The organism is Kribbella sp. NPDC056951, assembly GCF_042674205.1.
Lineage (GTDB): Bacteria > Actinomycetota > Actinomycetes > Propionibacteriales > Kribbellaceae > Kribbella > Kribbella yunnanensis.
The window spans coordinates 563,060-584,978 of record NZ_JBHUQZ010000002.1 but is presented as its reverse complement, the minus strand read 5'-3'; the positions used below and the strand labels follow the sequence as shown (position 1 = coordinate 584,978).

Sequence of the window (21,919 nt, the reverse complement as noted above, 5' to 3'; positions counted from 1 at the left end):
ACGGCCCCGGTTCGCGGCTCGGCGTGTGTCGGTCAGCCGATCTGCCAGGAGCGTTTCGACAAGCCGTACCAGAAGCCATCGATGATGGTTTCGGCGGTGGGGAGTTGGTTGGCGGCGGCGCCCAGGGTGACGAACAGTGGGGCGAAGTGTTCGGTGCGGGGGTGGGCGACGGTGGCGGCTGGGGCCTTGTGGAGGAAGTCGATCAGGGCGTCGACGTCTTGGGACTGCAGGGCGCGGCGGGTCCAGTCGTCGAACTCGATCGACCAGTTCGGGGCGGGGGCGTCGACGCCGGCGGCGAAGTTCATTTCGCGCAGGTTGTGCGTGGTGAAGCCGCTGCCGATGATCAGGACGCCCTGGTCGCGTAGGGGTGCGAGCTTCTGGCCGATGCGGAACAGCTCGGTCGGGTCGAGGGTCGGCATCGAGACCTGGAGGACCGGGATGTCGGCTTCCGGGTACATCTCCTTCAGCGGGACGTAAGCCCCGTGGTCGAGACCGCGGGTCGGGTCGTCATAGACCGGCGTACCAGGGGAGTGGAGCAGTTTGCGGACCTGGTCGGCGAGCTGCGGGGCGCCAGGGGCGGCGTACTGGACCTGGTAGTAGCGCTCCGGGAAGCCGCCGAAGTCGTAGAGCAGCGGCACGGTCTCGGTCGCCGCGAGGGTGAGCGGGGCGGCCTCCCAGTGGGCGGAGACGATCAGGATCGCGGTCGGGCGCTCGAGCGCGGCCGAGACACCGGCCAGCTCGGCGGTCCAGCGGCGGTCGTCGGCCAGCGGGGGCGCGCCGTGGCTCAGGTACAGCACCGGGGTAGTCATGCTGGCGACAACATGGTTGAGCATTCAATCTATTCCCGGGTCGATAAGGTGCACCCATGCGATTCGGGATCACGATCCTGCCGGAATACCGGTGGAAGGAAGCAGAGCGGCGCTGGCGGCGGGCGGAGGAGCTCGGGTTCGACCATGCCTGGACCTACGACCATCTGACCTGGGGCGGCCTGCAGGACTCACCCTGGTACGGGACGACACCGACCCTGACCGCGGCCGCGCTGGCGACCTCGACGATCAAGCTCGGCACGTTCGTCACCTCACCGAACTTCCGGCACCCGCTCGCGCTGACCCGCGAGATCCTTGCTCTGGATGACATCTCCGACGGCCGCTTCCTCTGCGGCCTCGGCGCCGGCGGTGGCATCGACACCACGATCCAGGGTGGCTCCGACCTGTCTCCGAAGCAGAAGGTCGACCGGCTCACCGAGTTCGTCGAGCTGCTGGACACGCTGCTGACAACCGACGGCGTCGACTACAAGGGCGAGTACTTCGAGGTCCGCAACGGCCGCACGCTTCCGGGCTGCATCCAGCAACCGCGCGTGCCGTTCGTGATGGCCGCCAACGGTCCGCGTTCGCTCCGCCTGGCCGCCAAGTACGGCGCGGGCTGGGTCACCACCGGCGGTCGCGCCGACGACCTCGACAGCTGGTTCGCCACGGTCACTGAGCTGTCCCACCGCCTCGACGACGTGCTCACTGCCACCGGCCCTTTCGACCGCTACCTCTCGATCGACAACAGCGTTTACGCGCTGTCCAGCATCGCTGCGTTCGAGGACATCGTCGGCCGGGCCGCAGCCCTCGGCTTCACCGACGTCATCACGCACTGGCCGCGTGCGGAAGGTATCTACGCCGGCAGCGAGGACGTGCTCGAGCAGATCGCCGCAGAGGTCATTCCGCGCTTCCGGTAGGCGTGCTACGCCGTACCCACTCGGGGATGGCGTACCAGAAGACGATGAACCAGAGCAGGACGATCGCGGCGACGACGATCGCGATCGGGCGGGACACCACGACATCGACCGCGAGCAGGACACCGCCGGTCATGGCGAGCACCAGGAAGGCCAGGCCGGCGACGGCCATCCGGCTGGCGATCGGGAGCATCCGGTCGCGCAGTTTGTGCCGGTAGACGATGCGGTGGAACGACACCGGCGCGAGGAACAGTCCGACCGCGAGAGCGGAGGCGATCAGCGTTCCGGCGTACACATGATGGGTGAACGCGTCCGCACTCTGGAACGCATTCTGGAATGCGATGCTGAGCAGGAACGCGAACAGGATCTGGGTGCCGGTCTGCGCCAGCCGCAGCTCCTGAAGCAGTTCACCCCATTGCCGGTCCAGACGCTCACCGGCGTCTTCCCCGGGGCGGCTGTATCGCTCGTTCTCGGTCATCGCGACCATTGTCACCCCGGACAAGCGAAGGGGCCGCGCACCCGAAGGTGCGCGGCCCCGACATTTCAGTTTCGAGAAGAGCTGATCCGGGGATCAGATCGGGCGGATGTTCTCCGCCTGAAGGCCCTTCTGGCCCTGGGTGATCTCGAACTCGACGCGCTGGTTCTCGTCCAGCGAGCGGAAGCCCGAGGTCTGGATGGCCGAGTAGTGCGCGAACACGTCCGCGCCACCGTCATCCGGGGTGATGAAGCCGAAGCCCTTGTCAGCGTTGAACCACTTGACAGTACCGACAGCCATTTGTGTCTATCTCCTTGATGGCTTGTAACAAGACGCGATCCACACCTCATGAACCGCGTGTCGCCGAAAGGCCCCAGACGACGAAACCGGCCGTACAGCACAGCGAAAGTCAGTGGGAGTCCAAAACTGCAACGCGATAACTGTAGCCGATCTGAGGCCGCGTGGAAGGGGTGATCGAGAACACGTGTCGCTGATTGTCGCCGGGTGCCACGCTCCGTGGTCGGGTGAATTCGCCGGTCACCCACCCGCCGGGGCCCTGGTGTGGAGTGCCGAATCCCGCGCCGACCTGCTGATTCGTCCCTTTGCGGCGGGCTGCGCGGATGGCAACGTGAGACAAAGGGGCCGGTACGCCGGGTAATGGGCGCGCGTTGGTGATCGAATTTTCCGGCGTGTCGCGCGGCTCTGGACATTCGTTGCACGGCGCGCAATCGTGGTGCCCCGACCGACGGAGGAGCAGCTGTTGATCGTCACCGTGACCCGTAGTGGAGGGTTCGCCGGCCTTGTCGCCGAGGGCTCGTTGGACACCAGCACCGAGCCGGACGCCGAGCGCCTGGAGGCGGCTGTCCTCGCGCTGTACGGCGCTGAACTCGGTACCGGCCGTCCGGAGCCGGATCGGTACGTCTACCGGCTGGAGGTGCGCGCGACCCCGGACGGAGCCGCGACGCACCACACAGTCGCCGAGCAGGACCTGAATGAGTCCACGGCCTGGCTGCTCGACCGCGTCCTGGGCTAGCGCCAGGCGATCTCCGGCGCCCGGTAGAAGTTGACGCTCAGCACGTCCCAGCGCGAGCCCTGACCGGCCAGGCGGTCCTTGTACGCCGTCCAGTTGAGGGCGGAGGCCGGTGACCATCCGAGCTCGGCGATCCCGGGCAGCCGCGGGAACGCCATGAACTCGACCTTGTCGATGTTGTCCAGCGTCTCGGACCACAGCGGCGCCTCGACGCCCGCGACAGCGCTCTCCGGCAGGTTCGGGATCAGGGTCGTCGGGTTCCAGCTGTAGGCCTTCTCAACGCTCACCAGGCCGGCCCAGTCCAGGCCGTACGGGGTGTTCTTGTTGTACTTCATGTCGAGGTAGGCCCGGTTGGCCGGCGACATGACCACCTTGGCGCCCTTGGTCGCGGCCAGGCGGGCGAGATCCCGGGACTTGGTGTCGTCGGTACCCCAGTACTGCACGATGCTCCCGGCCGGGAGAGCGGTATCTCCGATCTCGTGCCAGCCCATCACCCGCTTGCCGTGGCCGGCGACGATCGTGCTGGCCTTGTTGAGGAACGTGACGTAGTCCGCGTGGGGTGTCGAGTGCGCCTCGTCGCCGCCCAGGTGGACGATGTCGCCCGGCGTCTGCGCTGCGACCTCACCGAACACGTCGTCCAGGAACGAGTACGTCAGCTCCTTGCCGACACAGAGCGAGCTGAAACCGACGTTCGTCCCGGTGTAGAGCGGCGGGGCGACCCCGTTGCAGTTCAGATCCGCGTACGACGCCAATGCGGCGTTCGTGTGACCGGGGGTGTCGATCTCCGGGATCACGGTGAGATACCGCTCTCCGGCGTACCGCACGATCTCGGCGAAGTCGGCCTTCGTGTAGTAACCACCCGGCGTACCGCCGACCTCGAGGCTGCCGCCGTACGTCGTCAATCGCGGCCAGCTGTCGACCTGGATCCGCCAGCCCTGGTCGTCGGCCAGGTGCAGGTGCAGCTTGTTGAGCTTGTAGAGCGACGCGAGGTCGATGTACCGCTTGACCTCCGCGACCGAGAAGAAGTGCCGCGAGACGTCGAGCATGGTGCCGCGATAGGCGAACCGGGGAGAGTCGGAGATCGCGATCCCGGCGATCTTCCACGGGCCGGCCTGCGGGGTGGCCGCGTCCGCCTTGGCGGGCAGCAGCTGCCGCAGCGTGGTGACGCCGCGGAACAACCCTTCCGGCGTCGCAGCCGTGATCGTGACGGCCGTGTGGTCGACGCGCAGCTGGTAGCCCTCGGCGCCGAGGGAGCTGGCGCCGTTGGTCGAGAGCCGGATCGTGCCGGCGTCGGGGACGACCGGGACGGTGAATCCGGTCGAGCGCCGCAGCTGAGCGGCCAGTTGCTCGGCCACTTTGGTGGCCGCAGCGCGCTTGCTTGCGCTGGCGATGACGCCGATGGCAGTCGACGCCTGCAGCGTGAACGTCTCGCCAGAGAGCGGTTGCTGAGACACGGGCTTGGGGATCAGCGCGGGGGCCGGAGTGGCTGCCGCGGCAGTCGGAACTGCGAACAGGGGAGCTGCCAGGAAGGCGGCGGTCAGGAGACCGATCAGAGGACGACGGGGGCGGAGTAGTCGCTTCATGACCGTAAGTGTTCGGGCAGGCGCTGTCCCCGTCAACACGATGCAACTACCTGGCGTGAGCTGCTTGACCGGTCAGGAAGGCGTGTCGAAAGGTGCGAACTGTCCCATCGACCTGTCATCGTAGGCGGCCGGGCCTTCCGACCAGATGGGCCCGTAGGTCCTGCTCCGACAGGGGCAGGCTGTCGAAGTGACGAAGCTGGAGGACAGATGACGCAGGTGGCAGAGCAGCCGGGCAGTACTGCCGGGCGGCTCGGCTCGGTGGTTCTGGATTGCCCGGACCCGCTGGAGCTCGCCCAGTTCTACTCGGCGCTGCTGGGGCTGGATGTCGACGAGAACGGTGACGAGGATTGGCGGAGCCTGACCGGCCCCGGGTCGTCGCTCGGATTCTCGACACTGGCCTTCCGGCGCTCGGAGGAGTACTTGCCGGCCACGTGGCCCGGCACCGATGCGCAGGATCTCCACCTCGACCTCATCGTCGAGGACCTTTCCAGTGGCCACGCCACCGTGGTCGCGCTCGGAGCGGAACCGCTGGACCCGCTCGACCCACCTCCGGCCGACAATGCGCGCGGCTGGCGGATCTACGCCGATCCGGCCGGACACCCGTTCCGGATCTGCCTGGAGTAGCAGTTCCCTGATGACAACTCGCCCGTCCCGGGCTGTGTGGCCGGGGCGGGCCTTTTACGTCCACTCCGGACTGGCCGAGAACGCGAAGTGCCGGGCGGCGTCGTACCGGGGGAGCGGTTGGTACTCGTTCACTCCGGCTGCTCCGCGCAGGTGGAACGCGCTCGGGTACGGCGTCTCCGGGTCCGTGATCCTGGTCGACGTGGGGATGTAGCGGATCGTCAGTCCGCAGCGCCGATGCGGTGAGGTGTTGGCGTTGCTGCCGTGCACGATGTTGGGGTGGTGCACCTCGACATCACCGGGCGCGAGCACCATGTCGACGGCGGCGGACTCGTCGACCTCGACCGCGATCTCCTTCCCGAGAACGCTCTCCACGCTCGTGTTCTCGCGCATCCCGGCGACTCCGGAGTGATGGCTGCCCGGTACGACGCGGACGCATCCGTTCTCCGGGGTCGAGTGATCGACCGCGAGCCACAGCGTCACGACCTCCATCGGGTCGAGCGGCCAGAACGCCGCGTCCTGGTGCCACAGCACCGGCTGACCCGAGTACGGCGGTTTGGAGATGTAGTGCGATGCGAACAGCGCGAGGTCCGGTCCGACGAACTGTTCCGCGATGTCGAGCAGTCGATCATCACTCACCAGCCGCAACCAGAACGGGTCGTCTCGCAGATAGATGTGGCCGAGTTGTTCGGGTCGGACATCGGGATGACGTGCCTGCAACCACTCGACATGATCATTCACTTCCTTGATCAGGTCGGAGTCGATGACATTGCGGTAGATGACGTAGCCGTCTGTTTCGTACATGCCTCAATGCTCGGGGTGCTCGCCGCGACGGACTAGCAACGAGCTGCCGAGAATTTGTACTGTGTTGATGTGATTCCGGTACTGCGTTTCGAGCCGCACGCACTCGGTCGTCCGTTCCACGCGGCCCGGGTGCGGATCCCGGCCAGGTCGCGCGACACCGAGTTGCACACGCACGCGGACTTCCACGAGTTCATGGGCGTGGTCTCGGGCCATGGCGAGCACCTACTGATCACGGGTGCCGAACCGCTCGCGCCGGGCGACGTCGTACTGGTTCGTTCGCAGGATCAGCACGCGATCCGTGGTGCTGCGCCGGATGGTCTGGAGTTCATCAACATCGCGTTCCCGAGTTCGGCCTGGCAGGGGTTTCTGGATCTCACGCGCACAAGTTGCCCGACCAGGTTCCACAGTCAGAGAGCGCTCTCCGCGTTCTCACTGGCGCTGGAACGCTTTCAGGACGAACCGACGTCGTACGATCTGCTCCGGTTCTGGATCGATGTCTTGGAGCAGGTGGTGCCCGAAGCTCCGGAGCGCGGGGTTCCCGACTGGCTCGGGAAGGCCTGCACGGCAATGCGTTCCGAAGCCAACCTCCGGGCCGGCCTGCCGCGACTCCTTGAGTTGGCAGCGGTCAGCCCCGCGCACCTGTCCCGCTCGATGCGCAGCAGCTACGGTCTGACCCCGACGGAATTCGTCACCGACCTCCGTCTGGAACACGCCGCCTCGTTGCTAGCAGCAACCAACCTCGCGATCGCCGCCATCGCCGACCGCTGCGGCTACACCAGCCAGTCGTACTTCACCCGATGCTTCACCACCGCCCACGAGATCTCACCCAGAGACTTCAGAAACCGCTCTCAGCGGGCGTTCGTGCCCTGACCCTCGAGATACGCGATCGCATCAGCCTGGTGGAACCACTTCGCCCACCCCAGCACGTCGGCGTTGAAGCGCGCGTCGGTGATCGACAGATCGGCCCCACGCTCAACCAGGAACCGCAGCGTCTCGAGAGCGCCGTTCCCCGCCGCTAGATGGGCAGCCGTGAAACCGTTGGCCGTCTTCTCGTCGAGCCCGAAACCCAGCTCAGCCAGCATCGGAACCAGTTCCCACCGCTGAGCCGCCGCAGACTCAGCCACCAGCGTCGGACGCTCGGCCGGCGTGATCTCGCCAGAGAGCGCTCCCTCGAACGGATCTTCGGGGTGCAGCCCGCGGTAGAAGTCGCGCAGTGTCCCGACCTCGGCCCCGTGATGGATGAGCTCATCCAGGATGTGCAACGCGAACGCCGTCCCGTCATCATCGGCATGCTGACTCGCGATCGCACCCATCGGCCGATCCAAGTCCTCCTGGCTCAACGAAGCCAGTCGCCGCCGCCACACGTCGTACGAGTGATCCAGCGCAGTCAACGCCTCAGCCGCCGACCCCGGTACCGGCGGCTGCCCGTCCGCAGGATCCACCTCGTGCCCGAACCAGGTCGCCGTCCGATCCTCCTGCAGGATGTCGACGATATGCGTGATTCGCCAAGCAAGCGTCGTGAACGGCGGCGGCTCCGGCGCGATCACCAGCCCGTCCTCCGCGAACCCATCCATCGCGAGGCCGTCGGCCGTCTGGCGCACGCTCCACGTCACGTCGAACGGCTCCCAGAAGTACTCCGCGTCAGTCAGCCCCTGGACCCGGTCCCGCAGTCGTCCCCACGCGAAGTCGGACAGGCTCAGCAAGTTCTCCAATGTCGTGGTCATGAATTCACCGTAGAACGACCTGCGGACAGGATCGGTCCGCAGAATGCGGCAAACTGAAGAAACCATGGACACCGCGACCAGATTGCTCCGCCTGCTGTCGCTGCTCCAGTCGCGCCCGCAATGGGACGGCGCCGAGCTCGCCACCAGGCTCGACATCACGCCCCGCACAGTACGGCGCGACGTCACCAGACTGCGCTCTCTCGGCTACCCGATCGACGCCGAAGCCGGCATCGGCGGCGGCTACCGCCTAGGCCCCGGCGGCCGCCTACCACCCCTGCTCCTCGAAGACGAGGAAGCAGTCGCAGTCGCCATCGGTCTCCGCTCCACAACCACCACAACCGTCTCCGGCGTAGAAGAAGCAGCCATCTCCGCCCTGGCCAAGCTGAACCAGGTCCTCCCCGTCCGCCTCCGCGAACAGGTCGGCGCCATCAGCGCCCAAGTAGCCCAGCTACCCCAGGGCGACCTCCCCACCATCGACCCCGACGTCCTCACCACCCTCGCCGCCGCCTGCCGCGACACCGAAGGCCTCCGCTTCGCCTACCGCACCCACGACGGCACCGACTCGAACCGCAGCGTCGAACCCCTCCGCATAGTCCACACCGGCCGCCGCTGGTACCTAGTAGCCCGAGACCGCGACCGCGACGCCTGGCGCACCTTCCGCGTAGACCGCATCACCCGCCCCCAACCAACCGGCCTCCGCTACCACTTCGACAACCCACCCGACCCCCTCGCCTTCATCACCGAAAGCACCGGCATAGCCCCCTGGAACCTGGTAGCCCGAGTCCGAGTCCAGGTAAACGCCGAAACCGCCCGCCAACAACTCCCACCCACGGAAGTAGTAGTCGACCCCGTCGACGCCACCTCTTGCGAGCTCCGCTACGCCGCCAACGACCTAGGGCCCCTCGTTTTCCAAACCACCCGCATCCCGTGGCCGTTCGAAATCCTCGAACCACCCGAGCTCCGAGCCGCCGTCCACGCCATCGGCCGCCGGCTGCTCGACTCCTAACCCCACTGCGGACCCAGATGCCATCACAACTGCGCGTGGACCGTGCGGCCCCCGCTCAACAAGCGGCGGAGTCGCCAATTGTGATGGCCTGCAGGTCCGGGTCAGGCCTGGGCGAGCGCCTTGCGGATGCGTTTCTCGGACACCGGGTACGGCGTGCCGATGGTTTGGGCGAAGAGGCTGATGCGGAGTTCTTCGAGCATCCAGCGGACTTCGAGGAGTTCGGGGGAGGGGTACTTGCCGGTCGGTACGGCGCGCAGGCGGTTCTGGTACTCGTCGGTGAGCGTCTGCACGATCGCCATCCCCGACCGGTCTCGCATCGCGTTCGCGCCGATCTTGTCGAGCCGCTGTTCCATCCCACGCAGGTACCGCACCAAGTCCGGCAGCCGCGCAGCTCCAGTCCGAGTGATGAAGCCCGGATTGATGAGCGCCTCCAGTTGCCCCCGCACATCCGACAGCGCCGCCAGCAACGCCGGAGACGACGCTCGCGAGATCGCCTTGTCCACCGTCCGCGCATGCCCGAGCACCTGCTCCACCTGGCGCAGAATCCCGACCACCGTGTCAGCGAGATCAGACCGTACGGCGTCTCGCAGTACCGAGAAGGCGGTCAGGTTCCAAGCCGGTCCGTGGGCCGCGGTCATGAGCTGATCGACTGCCGCAGAGATCGCGTCGTCGAGTAGCTCACCAACGTTGCGATGCGGACCCGCCAACAGCGTGAGCTTCTGGGCGCTCGTCAACTGACGTTGTACGACGTCGATCACCGACGGCATCGTGAGTAGCAGCAACCGGCGGGTGCCGTTCCACATGGCGGCGGTCTGGTCGCGTTCGGTCTCGTGCAACCGGATCGCAACCGTCTTACCCTCGTCGACCAGCGCTGGATATCCAGCCACCGTCAACCCATTGCGGTGTTCGGAGAAGCTCCGTGGCAGGTCGCCGAACGTCCAGTCCGTCAGCCCCGAACGCTCGAGCCCGCTGACCGCCTTCGACGCGACCTTGGAGATCGCAGCCGTCGTCTTCGGCTTCAGCCGTTCCTTCAGCTTGGCGAGATCCTTGCCCTCGGCCACTGTCTTGCCCTGGTCGTCGACCACCCGGAACGTCATCCGCAGATGCTCCGGAACCCGGCTCCAGTCCCAGTCCGCGTCCTCGATGATCACTTCGCGCAGGTTCCGCAGCTCATTCGCCATCGCGACCGTCAACGGCCCCGAGGCCGGATCCAGGAACGGCAAGATCTGCCGCGCATGATCCGGCGCCGGCACGATGTTCCGTCTAATGGCCTTCGGCAACGACTTGATCAGCGTGGTCACCAGCTCCTCACGGAACCCGGGCACACTCCACTCGAACCCATCCGCCGTCACCTGGTTCAAGACCAACAACGGCAGATGCACCGTCACACCATCAGCGTCCGTACCAGGCTCGAATGCATACGTGAGATCGAAGGTCATCCCGTTCTGCGACCAGTGCAGCGGGAACTCCTCCTCGCGAACCTCCGCACCCTCGCGCACCACGAGCGACCGCTCGAAGTCGAGCAGGTCGGCATCGCGTTGCCGGGCCGTCTTCCACCAGGTGTCGAAGTGCCGTCCGGTGACGACCTCCGCGCCGATCCGCTCGTCGTAGAAGGCGTACAGCGTCTCGTCGTCGACCAGCAGATCGCGTCGCCGAGTGCGCTCCTCGAGCTCCTCGACTTCCTCGATCAGCTTGCGGTTCTCGTGGAAGAACTTGTGGTGCGTGTCCCAGTCGCCCTCGACCAGCGCGTGCCGGATGAACAGTTCCCGCGACGCCACCGGATCGACCTTGCCATAGTTGACCTTGCGTCGGGCAACGATCGGTACGCCGTACAAGGTGACCTTCTCGTAGGCCATCACCGCACCGGCTTTGCGTTCCCAATGCGGTTCGGAATACGACCGCTTGATCAGATGCGGAGCGAGGTCCTCGGCCCACTCGGGCTCGATCTTCGCGTTCACCCGCGCCCACAGCCGGGACGTCTCGACCAGCTCGGCGGCCATCACGAACTGCGGCGGCTTCTTGAACAGCCCCGACCCCGGGAAGATCGCAAACCGCGTTCCCCGCGCGCCGAGGTACTGATGCTGGTTCGCCGGATCCTTCATCCCAAGATGCGACAGCAGCCCGGACATCAGCGCGATGTGCACGCTCTGCGGATCGGCCGGCCCACCACTGTTCAGCGTGACGCCGATCTGCGCAGCGACCTGACGCAGCTGCGCGAAGATGTCCTGCCACTCGCGCACTCGCAGATAGTTCAGGTACTCACCGCGACACATCCGGCGGAACTGGTTCCCCGAAAGATCCTTCTGCTGCTTCTTCAGATAGGCCCACAGGTTCAGATACCCGAGGAAGTCGCTGTTCGGGTCGCGGAACCGCGAGTGCGCCTGCTGAGCCTGAGCCTGCGCCTCGGTCGGCCGCTCCCGCGGATCCTGGATCGACAGCGCCGCCGCGATCACCATCACCTCGCGGACACACGCGTGCTTGTCCGCCTCGACGATCATCCGCGCCAGCCGCGGGTCGAGCGGAATCTGCGCAAGCTGCCGACCGATCGGCGTGAGCCGCCGATGCCGCTCGCCGCTCTTAGCCGGCTCGATCGCACCGAGCTCAGTGAGCAACTGCAGACCGTCGGTGATGCTCCGCTTGTCCGGCTCATCGATGAACGGGAACGCCGCAATGTCACCGAGCCCGATCGCAGTCATCTGCAGGATGACCGATGCAAGGTTGGTCCGCAGGATCTCCGGGTCGGTGAACTCGTCCCGGCTCTCGAAATGCTCCTCGGAGTACAACCGGATGCAGATGCCGTCACTCGTCCGCCCGCAACGGCCCTTCCGCTGGTTCGCGCTCGCCTGCGAGACCCCCTCGATCGGAAGGTGCTGCACCTTGGTCCGATGGCTGTACCGCGAAATCCGCGCCGTACCGGGGTCGATCACGTACTTGATCCCGGGCACCGTCAGCGAGGTCTCGGCCACGTTCGTCGCCAGCACGATCCGACGGTTCCCGCTCGGCTGGAAGACCCGATGCTGCTCCGCATTCGACAACCGCGCATACAACGGCAGCACCTCGACTGCTCCGGGCCGGCCGCGCTGCGCGGCGTACTTGTCGTTCAAAGCGTCCGCGGTGTCCCGGATCTCCCGCTCACCGCTCAGGAACACCAGTACGTCGCCCGCCGCCTCGTACTCGAGTTCGTCGACCGCATCCAGGATCGCCTGCGTCTGGTCACGATCAATCGTGCTCGGATCGTCGGGGTCGTTGATCGGCCGGTACCGCACCTCGACCGGATACGTCCGCCCCGACACCTCGACGATCGGCGCCGGCGTCCCGTTGCCATCGGCAAAGTGTTCCGCGAACCGCTCCGGGTCGATCGTCGCCGAGGTGATGATCACCTTGAGATCCGGCCGTCGGGGGAGCAGCTGCTTCAAATACCCGAGAATGAAGTCGATGTTGAGACTGCGCTCATGCGCCTCGTCGATGATCAGCGTGTCGTACCGGCTGAGATCGCGATCCCGCTGCAGCTCGTTCAGCAAAATGCCGTCGGTCATCAACTTCACCAACGACCGCTCACTCACCTTGTCGGTGAACCGCACCGCGAACCCGATCGTCTCCCCGAGCTCGGTATCAAGCTCGGAAGCAATCCGCTCCGCCACCGTCCGCGCAGCCAACCGCCGCGGCTGCGTGTGCCCGACCATGCCCCGGATCCCACGCCCCAGCTCCAAACAAATCTTCGGCAGCTGCGTAGTCTTCCCCGACCCGGTCTCACCCGCCACGATCACGACCTGGTGAGCCTCGATCGCCGCCGCGATCTCGTCCTTCAACTGACTGACCGGCAACTCCGCCGGATACGAAATCTCCGGTACGGCGCTCCGCCGCACCTCGACCCGCCGCTCAGCCTGCTCAATCGCCCCGATCACGCCCTGCAGCGCGTCAGCCCGCTTCCGAGCCTCCTTGGTCCCCCGAACCCGCTCCAGCCGCCGCCCCAACTGCTCCCGGTCATAAGCCGTCAGTTCGTTCAACCGCGCAACCACCTCGCCGAGGTTCACCTCAGCCAAGCCGCCCGCATCGTCCTGCTCCCGGCTACCCCCGGCATCGCTCCGACGCGCCGGCTCGCTCTCACGCCCTGCACCCCCGTCGCGCGGCGCACCGCCTTTGCCGGCGGGCCTCCGTCGGCGACGCGGCCGAGAGCCGCCACCACCTTGGGCAGGCGTGGGGGAGTCCTTGGCGGGACCGGGGGCTGGGGAAGGACTCGACGACTCGGTCCGGGCATCAGGCATGGCAAGAGCAAGTTTAGGCGGCCCAGCCCAGGCGCTCACGTGGTTTACCCATCCGGCGCCCGCAACCGGTCCGGAATCAGCGCCGGTACGACGCGAACCCGTCGTACCGGAGTCCCACCCGTCAGTCGTCGTGGGCGGACGGAGCCTTGACCGCGAGAACCGGGACCGGCGACTCGAGCAGGACGCGCTGGGCGGTGCTGCCGAGGATGAGTTTGCCGACGGGGGAGCGGCGGCGCAGGCCGAGGACGATCAGTCCGACGTCCTCGGCGGCGGCCGCCTTCAGGAGTTCGCCGGCGACGTCGCCGTTCGAGAGGGCTTGCTGGATGGTGACCTCGACGCCGTGTTCGCGGAGTTTCGCCGAGGCGGTCTCCAGTTCCGCCTCGTTGGCGTAGCGGGCGTCGATGTAGGCGTCGCCGCGGCTGGTGTTCAGGAGCAGGACCGAGGCGCCGCGCAGGGCGGCCTCGGTACCGGCTGCTGCCAGGGCGGCCTCACCCTCGGGGGTTGGCACGTAACCGACCAGAATCTTCACGAAGCCCAGCCCTTCTCTGACAAAGTGATCAGCATCAGTCGTCCTCACCGAAGGTCAGCCGCTGGTGGGCGGGCTGGGTGCCGCGGAGGCGCGCGACGATTCTCGGCAGATACGGCACGAACAGCGCGAGCACGGTCAGCACGATGATGACCAGGCTCAGCGGTCGGGTGAAGAATACGCTGCCGTCTCCGTTGGAGATGACCAGTGCCCGCCGGAACTGCTCTTCCATCGTCGGACCGAGGATGACGCCGAGGATGACCGGTGCGATCGGGAAGTCGAGTTTGCGCATGAAGAAGCCGACGACACCGATCAGGAGCGCCATCAGCACCTCGTAGCCCGAGCCCGACAGCGAGTACACGCCAAGGCACGCGAAGACGAGGATTCCGGCGTACAGGAGTGGTCGCGGGACCTTGAGCACCTGCACCCAGAGGCCGATCAGCGGCAGGTTCATGATCAGCAGGATCAGGTTGCCGATGTACAGCGAGGCGATCAGTGTCCAGACCAGCGTGCTGTTGTTCTCGAACAGTTGCGGGCCGGGCTGCACGTTGAAGATCTGGAATGCCGCGAGCATCACGGCCGCGGTCGCCGAGGTCGGCAGACCGAGGGTGAGCAGCGGCACCAGTACGCCGGAGAACGACGCGTTGTTCGCGGCCTCCGGACCGGCGACGCCCTCGATCGCGCCGTCGCCGAACTCGTCGCGACCCTTCTTCCGCGCTTGCCGCCGCTCGATCGAGTAGGACAGGAACGTCGGTACTTCGGCCCCGCCGGACGGGATCGCGCCGAACGGGAAACCGAGCGCCGTACCGCGCAACCACGGTGCCCACGACCGCTTCCAGTCGGACTTGGTCAGGTACCCGGTTCGCAGCCTGCCCTTCTCCAGTACGGCGGGCCGGTCCGGAGTCGACCGCAGTTTCGATGCCACGTGCAACGTCTCGCCGATCGCGAACAATCCGACGATCACGATCACCACGTCGATTCCGTCGAGCAGTCGCAGCGAACCGAACGTGTACCGCGGTGCGCCCGAGAGACTGTCGAGTCCGATCAACCCAATGAACAGACCGACCGTCAGTGACAGCAACCCGCGGACCATCGAGTGACCGACCAGCGCGGTCACCGCGACCATCGCGAGCAGCGTGACGGCGAAGTAGTCGGTCGCCTGGAAGTGACTCGCCAGGCTGCCGATCGGCTTGGCGACGAACGTCAGCAGCACTGTCGAGATCGTGCCGGCCACGAACGACCCGATCGCCGCCGTCGCCAGCGCCGCTCGGGCTCGACCTTTCAAGGCCATCTTGTGACCCTCGATCGCGGTCGCGACCGAGGCCGATTCGCCTGGTGTGTTGATCAGGATCGAGGTGGTCGATCCGCCGTACATCGCGCCGTAGTAGATCCCGGCGAACATGATGAACGCGCCGATCGGGTCGGAGAAGTTGAAGGTGATCGGCAGTAGCAGCGCGATCGTCAGCGCCGGTCCGATACCGGGCAGAATGCCGACGAGCATGCCGAGGGTGACGCCGAGGACGGCCCACAGCAGGTTCATCGGGTCGAGGACGGTACCGAATCCGTGCAGCAGATCGCCGCCGACACTCAAGGTGATCACAGGCCCAGCACCCCTTCCGGCAGCGAGATGTCGAGGAAGCGGGTGAAGGCGACGTACACGACGATCGCGAGCACGAGCGCGACCACGATGTCCCTGACGAGTTGCCGGCTACCGAGAACTCGGGCGGCGGCGAAGAACAGCAGTGCGGTCGCGATCAGATACCCCAGCGGTACGACGAGGAGGGCGTACAGCACGAGTAGCGCGGACAGGGCCACTGGTTCGAACCAGGCCCGGTCGCCTTTTGTTTTGGCGGTCTTCGCCGACCGGAGGCCCTCGACCAGGTAGCCGACCGAGAAGACCAGCCAGGCCGTTGTCACAAGCAACGGAAAGAACCGTGGGCCGGCCGGGTCGAATCCCTTGGGACTGCGGATGTCGAAGACGCCCACCAGGAACGTCGCACTCAGGACGATCAGCACGATCGCCGCGATGATCCGGACCAGCCTGGACGCCTCGACCTCGACGTCTGCTGGTTTCACTTCAGAAGTTTCCAGGTCGCTCATACGATCCCCAGCTCCTTCAGCAGGGCCTGCACCCGGGTGGTCTCATCGGCGATGAACTTGCTCGCGTCGTCACCGGTCTTGAAGAACTCGGTCCAGCCCTGCTTCTTCCGGATCTCGGCCCACTCCGGCGAACTGTTCACCTTCGTCACGAACTCGACCAGCCGCTTCCGATCCGCGTCCGGGATGTCGGGCGGAGCCACGATCGCCCGCCAGTTCTGGACCTCGGCGTCGTACCCCTCGGACTTCATCGTCGGCAGTTGCTTGCCGGCGACGGTGACCGGCTCGGTGCCGGTGGTCGCGAGCACCCGCATCTTGCCGGCGGTGATCTGCTCCTCGAACTCGCTCACCCCCGAGATGCCGACGGTGACGTCACCGGACAGGATCGCGGCGGTCGCCTCGCCACCACCGGAGTAGCTGATGTACTTCACCTTCGCCGGATCCAGCCCGGCGGCCTTCACCAGCGTGCCCGCCGTGATGTGGTCGGTACCGCCGATCGTGCCGCCGCCCCAGCTGACCTTGGCGGGGTCGGACTTGTAGAGGTCGACCAGATCCTTGAGGGTCTTCAGCGGAGAGTCCGCCTTGACCACGATCACCTCTTGCTCGGCGGTGACCGTCGCGATCGGGGTGGTGTCGGAGACCTTGATCTGTGACTGGTTCAGGGTGAGCGCGCCGACCATCACCAGCCCGGTGATCATCAGCGTGTGCGGGTCCTTGCGGTTCTTGGTGACCAGCTTGGAGATCCCGACCGCACCACCGGCACCGGTTACGTTCACAACCGAGACGGAACGGTCGGCCAGCAGTTTGTCCTCCTGGATCACGTGCTGGAACTGCCGCGCGGTCAGGTCCCAGCCGCCACCAGGGGCAGCGGGCACCATGATCTCGACATTGCGGCTCGGGAAGTCACCGGCGACGCTGCCGCCGTCGAGTGTCTTCGCCAGCGCCGAACAGCCGCTGAGCAACAAGCTGACGGCCAGGCCCGCGGCGACCAGCGCCGTTCTGGTTCGCGCCATGGGATGCCTCCGGAGGCGTCGGGATGAATTGGCGAAAACGTAGCAGCATTCCATCAGGAGGTACAGAGATTCCGTTCTGCGGTACGTCGGGTTATGGTCGAAGCGTCGATCCGGAGAGATGAGGGAGTGGCATGGCTGACGGTGACGGGGTCCGCAGTGTGCACCGGGCGCTGGACCTACTCGAACGCTTCGACGACGAGCACCCGAGCTGGACCCTGGCCGCGCTCACCACAGCCAGCGGCCTGCCGAAGACGACCGTCCTGCGACTCGTGACCACACTCGAGCAGCGCGGTCTGGTCGCGGCGATCGGCCCCGGCAAGTACGCGATCGGTCCGGGCTTCCTTCGCTGGTCCCGCTTGAGCAGCGCAACCATGGAGATCCCGCCGGCCGTCCGGGCTGCGATGGCGCGGTTGGCGTCGGATACCGGGGAGACCGCCAACCTCTACATCCGCGTCGGCCGCACCCGAGTCTGCCTCGCCCAAGCCCTTGGTACGTTGAGCATCCGGCACTCGATCGCAGTCGGCTCCTCCATGCCGCTGTGGAGCGGCGCCGCCTCGAAGGTGCTCCTCACCGATCCGCCGGTGCTCGAGGCCGATCCATCCGTGATCGAAGAGATCGCTCTCGAGGCTCCCCGCCCACCCGGCTTCGCCAAACGCCTTCGGGCTGCGGCCGCCGACGCCGCGACCCGCGGGTTCGCGATCAGCCATGGAGAGCGCGAACTCGGCGCGTCCGGCGTAGCCGCCTCCATCCGTCGCCCCGACGGGCGCGTGGTGGCCGCCATCGCCATCGGCGGCCCCACCACCCGCTTCAGCGACGACCGGCTCCCCGCCTACATCAACGCCGTACGCCGGTGCGCAGCCACCATCAACACCACCAACTGGAGCGGCTTCAGTGCAACCTGACCCCAACGCCAGGGAAGCAGCACCCAACCGCCGCGGCGCACCCCCGCCCGTGCCCAGCCACCGCGGCGCAGCTCCGACCGTGCCCAACCAACCAACTGCCGATCCGATAGCGCCCGACCAACCGGTTGCTGATCCAGTGGCGGATGATCGGCCGGCTGCTGAGCAAGGGGCGGGGGTGGGTGCGGACCTGTTGGCCGGGGTTCGGGTGCTCGACCTCACCAACGTGCTGGCCGGCCCCTTCGCCGGATACCAGCTCGGGTTGATGGGCGCCGAGGTGATCAAAGTCGAGGTCCCGGGAACGGGTGATCTCGCCCGCAACCTCGGCGGCGATCCGGAACTCTCCGCCGACGGCCTCGGTATCTCGTTCCTCGCCCAGAACGCCGGGAAGCGCTCTCTCACCCTGGATCTCAAGAACCCGGCCGGCCGCGAGATCTTCGAGCGCTTGGTCCGCAAAGCCGATGTCCTGCTGGAGAATTTCCGCCCAGGCGTCCTGGCCCGCCTCGGTTTCCCGGTCGAAACCCTGCACGAACTCAACCCGAGTCTCGTGTACTGCGCGGTTTCCGGCTTCGGCCAAACCGGCCCGATGCGCGGACGCCCGGCGTACGACCAGATCATCCAGGGTCTCTCCGGCATCATGAGCGTGACGGGAACACCAGAGAGCGCTCCAACGCGGACCGGCTTCCCGATCGCCGACACCCTCGGCGGGTACGCCGCCGCCTTCGCAATCTCGGCCGCCCTCGTGAAACGCTCCCGCACCGGCATCGGCAGCTTCCTCGACGTATCCATGCTGGAAACCGCGGTCGCAGCCATGGGCTGGGTCGTCTCCGACTACCTGATCGGCGGCCGCGTCCCACAAGCCATGGGCAACGAGAACGCGACCTCCGCCCCCTCCGGCACCTTCCGCACCGCCGACGGCGCACTCAACATCGCCGCCAACAAACAGGAGCAGTACGTCGAACTCTGCCGCGTCCTGGACCGCCCAGACCTCCTTACCGACGACCGCTTCGCCACCCGCGAATCCCGCAAAGCCCACCGCGCCGAACTCAAAACCGAACTCGAAAAAACCCTGGAACAAGCCTCAGCCGCCCACTGGGACAACCTGCTGGCGAACACCGGCGTACCAGTCGCCCCCGTGCTCACCGTCGAGGAAGCGCTCTCTCTGGATCAGCTCGCCGAGCGCAACCTCTTCCACGAGCTCCCCATGCCCGACGGCAGAGAGCGCTCTCTCCGCGTCCTAGGCAGCAGCGTCCACCTCAACGGCCAACCCGTAGGCCCGTCAACCCGCCCACCCCTCCTAGGCGAACACACCACCCAGATCCTCACCGAACTCGGCTACACCGAAGCCGAGATCGAAGCTTTAGCAATCAATGGAGCAACATGACCTCCCCACCACCCTCCGGACCCCGCCCGGCACACCCAGCCCGCTCGGGCCCTGGCACCGCGGACTCGGCTAGCTCCTCCACCACCGATACCACGGCTGTGGGGGACTGGTGGGCTACTGGGATCTCGGACATCGGTCCCGGGAGTGTTCGGTTCCACGGGTATGCGATCGAAGAGCTGATCGGCGCGGTCACGTTCCCGCAGATGATCTGGTTGATGGTCCGCGGCGATCTCCCGTCCCCAGGCCAAGCCCACCTGCTGGAGCAAACCCTCGTCGCCGCCGTCGACCACGGCCCCCAGGCCCCGTCCATCGCAGCCGCCCGCATGGCCGCCTCCTGCGGACTCCCGCTCAACAACGCGATCGCCACCGGCGTCAACCTCCTCGGCGACGTCCACGGCGGCGCTGGCCAACAATGCCTGGAACTGCTCTACAACCTCGCCGACTCCAACCAGAACCCCGACAACGCCGCCCGCGACCTCGTCGCGTCGTACAAGTCCCGCAAGGCCTACATCCCCGGCTTCGGCCACCGCTTCCACCCACGCGACCCCCGCCGCGACCCTCTCATCACTGCAGCCGAACAAGCCGTTGCCGAAGGCACCATCGACGGCAAGTACCTGAAGCATGCCCTAGCCCTCGAGACCGCCCTAGCCCCCATCCCCATGAACGTAGACGGCGCCACCGCCACCATCTACGCCGAACTAGGCTTCGACCCCCCACTGGCCCGCGGCCTCTTCGTCCTCTCCCGTTCAGTAGGCCTCCTGGCCCACGCCCACGAACAATCCCAAGACCCCACCCGCATCAAAGGCCCCCTCCCCAAATCCATCCTCCCCACCTACACCGGCCCCGCCCCCAGACCGCTTCTACTGCAGGTCGATGGCGAAGGTTGAGGTAGTACCGTCGGCCGCGGTCAGCGTGACCGGCCCGAACGTCATCACGGTGTAGCCGCTTCCGCTCGGCCCGCGATAGAAGCCGGTCGCCCGGGTCACCCGCATCGCGATCGCCACCAACGTCGCGGCCACCGACTCGTCAGCCTTCTGGCTCGCTTCGGTCAGGCCGTGGTGGCCGTTGGCCTCGGCCCACTCCCGCACGGCCAGGGAGTCGCGGCTCAGCTCCGGCAAGATGCTCTGGTTCGCCCAGGGCCACATCGCTCGCCGAACGACAGGAGGTGTCGGCCGAATCGGCGCCGGGCGCACTCACCTCAGGCGTGCGACCCGATATACGCAGACGCCTATGTCCTGTCCTTCGGGTGATTCCCGAGCCAGCGGTCGTCCTCGAACTCGGCGGGTACCTCGTCCGACCACGGGTCGATTCCGAGGCGTTCGAGGGAGTCGAACCACCGGTCTCGTTGCGATTCGGGGAGGCGCTGTCCGCACCAGGGGCAGAAGCTGATCCCGAGGACCGACGAACCGCCGTCGTGGATGATCAGGCCGTACTCCTGAAACTTCGCGCTGAACGTCACCACCGCGTCCGCGCACTCGAACGGGTCGTCGTGCTGGTCGCAGGTGACGCTGACCTGCCGGTCCATCGTCTCGCAGCAATGACTGGTCACGTGCCGAGCCTATTGCCGAAGGTGCGGAGGCGGGCGGCTCGGGTGTTGAGGTAGCGCTGCTCGGGGAGGCTGGTGGTTCGGCGGGCAGCGATCAGGTACGCCTCCAGGGCCTGGGGCAGGTCGCCGGCCAGTTCGAGCAGGTGCGCGCGGGCGACGGCTACTCGGTGGTGGTTCGTCAGCCGCGGGTCGTCAGCAACTGAGTCGATGAGCGTCAGGCCGGCTCGCGGACCTTGAACCATCGCCACGGCGACGGCTCTGTTGAGCAGGGCAACCGGGGTGTCGTCGAAGCGGATCAGTAGGTCATAGAGGGCGACGATCTGCGGCCAGTCCGTGGTCTCGGCAGTGACGGCTTCGTCATGCAACGCAGCGATCGCTGCTTGGACCTGATACGGACCGAGCGCCGTACGGCTCATCGCGTCGGTGACCAGGGCGGTGCCTTCGGCGATCGCGTCCGCGTCCCACCGGGTGCGGTCCTGCTCATCCAGCCGGATCAGGTCGCCGGAGGCCGTCGTACGGGCTGCCCGGCGGGCATGGGTGAGGAGCATGAGCGCCAAGAGACCGGCGACCTCGCCGTTGTCGGGGAGCAGGCGGTAGGTCAGTCGGCTGAGCCGAATGGCTTCCTCGGCGAGGTCGACGCGGTCGATGCTCGTGTAGCCCTCGTTGAAGATCAGGTAGAGAACCTGCAGTACGGCGGCCAGTCGTGCCGGTAGTTCCGCGGCCGGCGGCGGACGAAACAGTGCACCCGAAGCGCGCACCGCCTGCTTCGCACGGGTGATCCGCTTCCGCATGGTCTCCTCGGGTACCAGCAGCGCGCGGGCGATCTCATCTGTCGTCAGACCGCCGACCGCGCGCAAGGTCAAGGCGATCTGCGCTGCCCGGTTGAGCGATGGATGACAGCACAGGAAGAGCAGCAGCAGGCTGTCATCAGCATCCTGCGGTGTCCCGGAATCCCCGTCGGTCATGGGGACTTCAAGGGCGACGGTCTCTTCACGTCGTCGCCGAGCCTCTTCACTCCGCAGGTGATCGGTCAACCGCCGCGAGGCAACGGTGATCAGCCAAGCCCGCGGCTGATCCGGTACGCCGTCGCGCGGCCACTGCTGGGACGCCGCGAGCAGCGCCTCCTGTACGGCGTCCTCACACGCGTCGAAATGTCCGTACCGGCGGACGAGCGCGCCGAGCACCTGAGGCGCGAGCTCACGCATCAGGTGCTCGAAACCCGCGGT

22 protein-coding genes are annotated in these 21,919 nt (G+C 66.7%); 8 read left to right on the top strand and 14 right to left on the bottom strand.

Annotated features, from left to right (window positions below):
- Positions 1-32: 32 nt before the first annotated feature.
- Positions 33-809 (bottom strand): dioxygenase, encoded by a 777-nt coding sequence (locus ACFTSF_RS10355; RefSeq protein WP_380153554.1) that lies wholly within the window; start codon positions 807-809, stop codon positions 33-35.
- A 56-nt stretch (positions 810-865) separates the two neighbouring features.
- Between ACFTSF_RS10355 and ACFTSF_RS10350 the strand changes: the two genes are divergently transcribed.
- On the top strand, positions 866-1,723 hold the full coding sequence (locus ACFTSF_RS10350) for an LLM class flavin-dependent oxidoreductase (RefSeq protein ID WP_380153553.1): 858 nt from the start codon (positions 866-868) through the stop codon (positions 1,721-1,723).
- Here ACFTSF_RS10350 and ACFTSF_RS10345 read toward each other — a convergent pair.
- Positions 1,704-2,198, bottom strand: coding sequence for a DUF6328 family protein (locus ACFTSF_RS10345; protein ID WP_380153552.1), 495 nt, complete (start codon positions 2,196-2,198; stop codon positions 1,704-1,706). The genes ACFTSF_RS10350 and ACFTSF_RS10345 overlap by 20 nt on opposite strands.
- Before the next feature lie 93 nt (positions 2,199-2,291).
- A complete protein-coding gene (locus ACFTSF_RS10340; RefSeq protein WP_012921273.1) occupies positions 2,292-2,495 on the bottom strand; it encodes a cold-shock protein in 204 nt (67 codons plus the stop codon).
- 460 nt (positions 2,496-2,955) lie between these two features.
- Between ACFTSF_RS10340 and ACFTSF_RS10335 the strand changes: the two genes are divergently transcribed.
- On the top strand, positions 2,956-3,228 hold the full coding sequence (locus ACFTSF_RS10335) for a protealysin inhibitor emfourin (RefSeq protein ID WP_344163972.1): 273 nt from the start codon (positions 2,956-2,958) through the stop codon (positions 3,226-3,228).
- On the opposite strand, the gene ACFTSF_RS10330 is transcribed toward ACFTSF_RS10335, so the two are convergent.
- Positions 3,225-4,808, bottom strand: a complete 1,584-nt coding sequence (locus tag ACFTSF_RS10330; RefSeq protein ID WP_380153551.1) for a beta-N-acetylhexosaminidase — start codon at positions 4,806-4,808, stop codon at positions 3,225-3,227. The genes ACFTSF_RS10335 and ACFTSF_RS10330 overlap by 4 nt on opposite strands.
- 207 nt (positions 4,809-5,015) lie before the next feature.
- Here ACFTSF_RS10330 and ACFTSF_RS10325 point away from each other — a divergent pair, with 207 nt between their 5' ends.
- A complete protein-coding gene (locus ACFTSF_RS10325) occupies positions 5,016-5,432 on the top strand; it encodes a VOC family protein (RefSeq protein WP_171673160.1) in 417 nt (138 codons plus the stop codon).
- 54 nt (positions 5,433-5,486) lie between these two features.
- Here ACFTSF_RS10325 and ACFTSF_RS10320 read toward each other — a convergent pair whose 3' ends face one another.
- Positions 5,487-6,233 carry a phytanoyl-CoA dioxygenase family protein gene (locus tag ACFTSF_RS10320; RefSeq protein WP_380153550.1) on the bottom strand — a complete coding sequence of 249 codons (747 nt, stop codon included), beginning with the start codon at positions 6,231-6,233 and terminating at the stop codon, positions 5,487-5,489.
- A gap of 69 nt (positions 6,234-6,302) precedes the next feature.
- On the opposite strand from ACFTSF_RS10320, the gene ACFTSF_RS10315 reads away from it, so the two are divergent.
- Positions 6,303-7,103 carry a helix-turn-helix domain-containing protein gene (locus tag ACFTSF_RS10315; protein ID WP_380153549.1) on the top strand — a complete coding sequence of 267 codons (801 nt, stop codon included), beginning with the start codon at positions 6,303-6,305 and terminating at the stop codon, positions 7,101-7,103.
- Here the strand turns inward: ACFTSF_RS10315 and ACFTSF_RS10310 are convergent.
- The gene (locus tag ACFTSF_RS10310) at positions 7,082-7,957 is read right to left on the bottom strand and encodes a DinB family protein (protein ID WP_380153548.1); all 876 of its coding nucleotides are present in this window, start codon (positions 7,955-7,957) and stop codon (positions 7,082-7,084) included. The genes ACFTSF_RS10315 and ACFTSF_RS10310 overlap by 22 nt on opposite strands.
- Positions 7,958-8,000: 43 nt before the next feature.
- Between ACFTSF_RS10310 and ACFTSF_RS10305 the strand changes: the two genes are divergently transcribed.
- Positions 8,001-8,963 (top strand): helix-turn-helix transcriptional regulator, encoded by a 963-nt coding sequence (locus tag ACFTSF_RS10305; protein WP_380153547.1) that lies wholly within the window; start codon positions 8,001-8,003, stop codon positions 8,961-8,963.
- A 101-nt stretch (positions 8,964-9,064) separates the two neighbouring features.
- Here ACFTSF_RS10305 and hrpA read toward each other — a convergent pair whose 3' ends face one another.
- The 5 genes from hrpA to ACFTSF_RS10280 form a co-directional block, all read right to left on the bottom strand.
- The gene (gene hrpA / locus ACFTSF_RS10300; protein ID WP_380153981.1) at positions 9,065-12,997 is read right to left on the bottom strand and encodes an ATP-dependent RNA helicase HrpA; all 3,933 of its coding nucleotides are present in this window, start codon (positions 12,995-12,997) and stop codon (positions 9,065-9,067) included.
- A gap of 352 nt (positions 12,998-13,349) precedes the next feature.
- Positions 13,350-13,757, bottom strand: coding sequence for a universal stress protein (locus ACFTSF_RS10295; protein WP_344163957.1), 408 nt, complete (start codon positions 13,755-13,757; stop codon positions 13,350-13,352).
- 34 nt (positions 13,758-13,791) lie between these two features.
- On the bottom strand, positions 13,792-15,354 hold the full coding sequence (locus tag ACFTSF_RS10290; RefSeq protein WP_344163954.1) for a tripartite tricarboxylate transporter permease: 1,563 nt from the start codon (positions 15,352-15,354) through the stop codon (positions 13,792-13,794).
- A complete protein-coding gene (locus ACFTSF_RS10285) occupies positions 15,351-15,854 on the bottom strand; it encodes a tripartite tricarboxylate transporter TctB family protein (protein ID WP_380153546.1) in 504 nt (167 codons plus the stop codon). The genes ACFTSF_RS10290 and ACFTSF_RS10285 overlap by 4 nt, the downstream gene beginning before the upstream one ends.
- Complete coding sequence (locus ACFTSF_RS10280) at positions 15,851-16,864, bottom strand: Bug family tripartite tricarboxylate transporter substrate binding protein (RefSeq protein ID WP_380153545.1); 1,014 nt, start codon at positions 16,862-16,864, stop codon at positions 15,851-15,853. The genes ACFTSF_RS10285 and ACFTSF_RS10280 overlap by 4 nt, the downstream gene beginning before the upstream one ends.
- Positions 16,865-16,995: 131 nt before the next feature.
- Between ACFTSF_RS10280 and ACFTSF_RS10275 the strand changes: the two genes are divergently transcribed.
- The 3 genes from ACFTSF_RS10275 (at position 16,996) to ACFTSF_RS10265 (ending at position 20,034) form a co-directional block, all read left to right on the top strand.
- Positions 16,996-17,766: an IclR family transcriptional regulator gene (locus ACFTSF_RS10275; protein ID WP_380153544.1), complete on the top strand. Its 771-nt coding sequence runs from the start codon at positions 16,996-16,998 to the stop codon at positions 17,764-17,766.
- A 175-nt stretch (positions 17,767-17,941) separates the two neighbouring features.
- Positions 17,942-19,147 (top strand): CaiB/BaiF CoA transferase family protein, encoded by a 1,206-nt coding sequence (locus tag ACFTSF_RS10270; RefSeq protein ID WP_380153543.1) that lies wholly within the window; start codon positions 17,942-17,944, stop codon positions 19,145-19,147.
- Complete coding sequence (locus ACFTSF_RS10265) at positions 19,144-20,034, top strand: citryl-CoA lyase (RefSeq protein WP_380153542.1); 891 nt, start codon at positions 19,144-19,146, stop codon at positions 20,032-20,034. Before ACFTSF_RS10270 ends, ACFTSF_RS10265 begins: the two co-directional genes overlap by 4 nt.
- Here ACFTSF_RS10265 and ACFTSF_RS10260 read toward each other — a convergent pair.
- From ACFTSF_RS10260 to ACFTSF_RS10250, 3 genes are all read right to left on the bottom strand, one after another.
- On the bottom strand, positions 20,008-20,292 hold the full coding sequence (locus tag ACFTSF_RS10260; RefSeq protein ID WP_380153541.1) for a DUF6882 domain-containing protein: 285 nt from the start codon (positions 20,290-20,292) through the stop codon (positions 20,008-20,010). The two genes, ACFTSF_RS10265 and ACFTSF_RS10260, sit on opposite strands and share 27 nt — an antisense overlap.
- A gap of 83 nt (positions 20,293-20,375) precedes the next feature.
- Positions 20,376-20,696, bottom strand: a complete 321-nt coding sequence (locus ACFTSF_RS10255; RefSeq protein WP_380153540.1) for a DUF6980 family protein — start codon at positions 20,694-20,696, stop codon at positions 20,376-20,378.
- A complete protein-coding gene (locus ACFTSF_RS10250; protein WP_380153980.1) occupies positions 20,693-21,898 on the bottom strand; it encodes an RNA polymerase sigma factor in 1,206 nt (401 codons plus the stop codon). Before ACFTSF_RS10250 ends, ACFTSF_RS10255 begins: the two co-directional genes overlap by 4 nt.
- Positions 21,899-21,919 lie beyond the last annotated feature (21 nt).

Excerpts from the sequence above, each read along its gene's own strand:
- ACFTSF_RS10260 (WP_380153541.1), bottom strand. The coding sequence starts at position 20,292 with ATGTGGCCCTGGGCGAACCAGAGCATCTTGCCGGAGCTGAGCCGCGAC.
- ACFTSF_RS10275 (WP_380153544.1), top strand. The coding sequence starts at position 16,996 with ATGGCTGACGGTGACGGGGTCCGCAGTGTGCACCGGGCGCTGGACCTA.
- ACFTSF_RS10345 (WP_380153552.1), bottom strand. The coding sequence starts at position 2,198 with ATGACCGAGAACGAGCGATACAGCCGCCCCGGGGAAGACGCCGGTGAG.
- ACFTSF_RS10325 (WP_171673160.1), top strand. The coding sequence starts at position 5,016 with ATGACGCAGGTGGCAGAGCAGCCGGGCAGTACTGCCGGGCGGCTCGGC.
- ACFTSF_RS10340 (WP_012921273.1), bottom strand. The coding sequence starts at position 2,495 with ATGGCTGTCGGTACTGTCAAGTGGTTCAACGCTGACAAGGGCTTCGGC.
- ACFTSF_RS10320 (WP_380153550.1), bottom strand. The coding sequence starts at position 6,233 with ATGTACGAAACAGACGGCTACGTCATCTACCGCAATGTCATCGACTCC.
- ACFTSF_RS10355 (WP_380153554.1), bottom strand. The coding sequence starts at position 809 with ATGACTACCCCGGTGCTGTACCTGAGCCACGGCGCGCCCCCGCTGGCC.
- ACFTSF_RS10280 (WP_380153545.1), bottom strand. The coding sequence starts at position 16,864 with ATGGCGCGAACCAGAACGGCGCTGGTCGCCGCGGGCCTGGCCGTCAGC.
- ACFTSF_RS10305 (WP_380153547.1), top strand. The coding sequence starts at position 8,001 with ATGCGGCAAACTGAAGAAACCATGGACACCGCGACCAGATTGCTCCGC.
- ACFTSF_RS10350 (WP_380153553.1), top strand. The coding sequence starts at position 866 with ATGCGATTCGGGATCACGATCCTGCCGGAATACCGGTGGAAGGAAGCA.
- ACFTSF_RS10265 (WP_380153542.1), top strand. The coding sequence starts at position 19,144 with ATGACCTCCCCACCACCCTCCGGACCCCGCCCGGCACACCCAGCCCGC.
- ACFTSF_RS10330 (WP_380153551.1), bottom strand. The coding sequence starts at position 4,808 with ATGAAGCGACTACTCCGCCCCCGTCGTCCTCTGATCGGTCTCCTGACC.
- ACFTSF_RS10310 (WP_380153548.1), bottom strand. The coding sequence starts at position 7,957 with ATGACCACGACATTGGAGAACTTGCTGAGCCTGTCCGACTTCGCGTGG.
- ACFTSF_RS10285 (WP_380153546.1), bottom strand. The coding sequence starts at position 15,854 with ATGAGCGACCTGGAAACTTCTGAAGTGAAACCAGCAGACGTCGAGGTC.
- ACFTSF_RS10250 (WP_380153980.1), bottom strand. The coding sequence starts at position 21,898 with ATGCGTGAGCTCGCGCCTCAGGTGCTCGGCGCGCTCGTCCGCCGGTAC.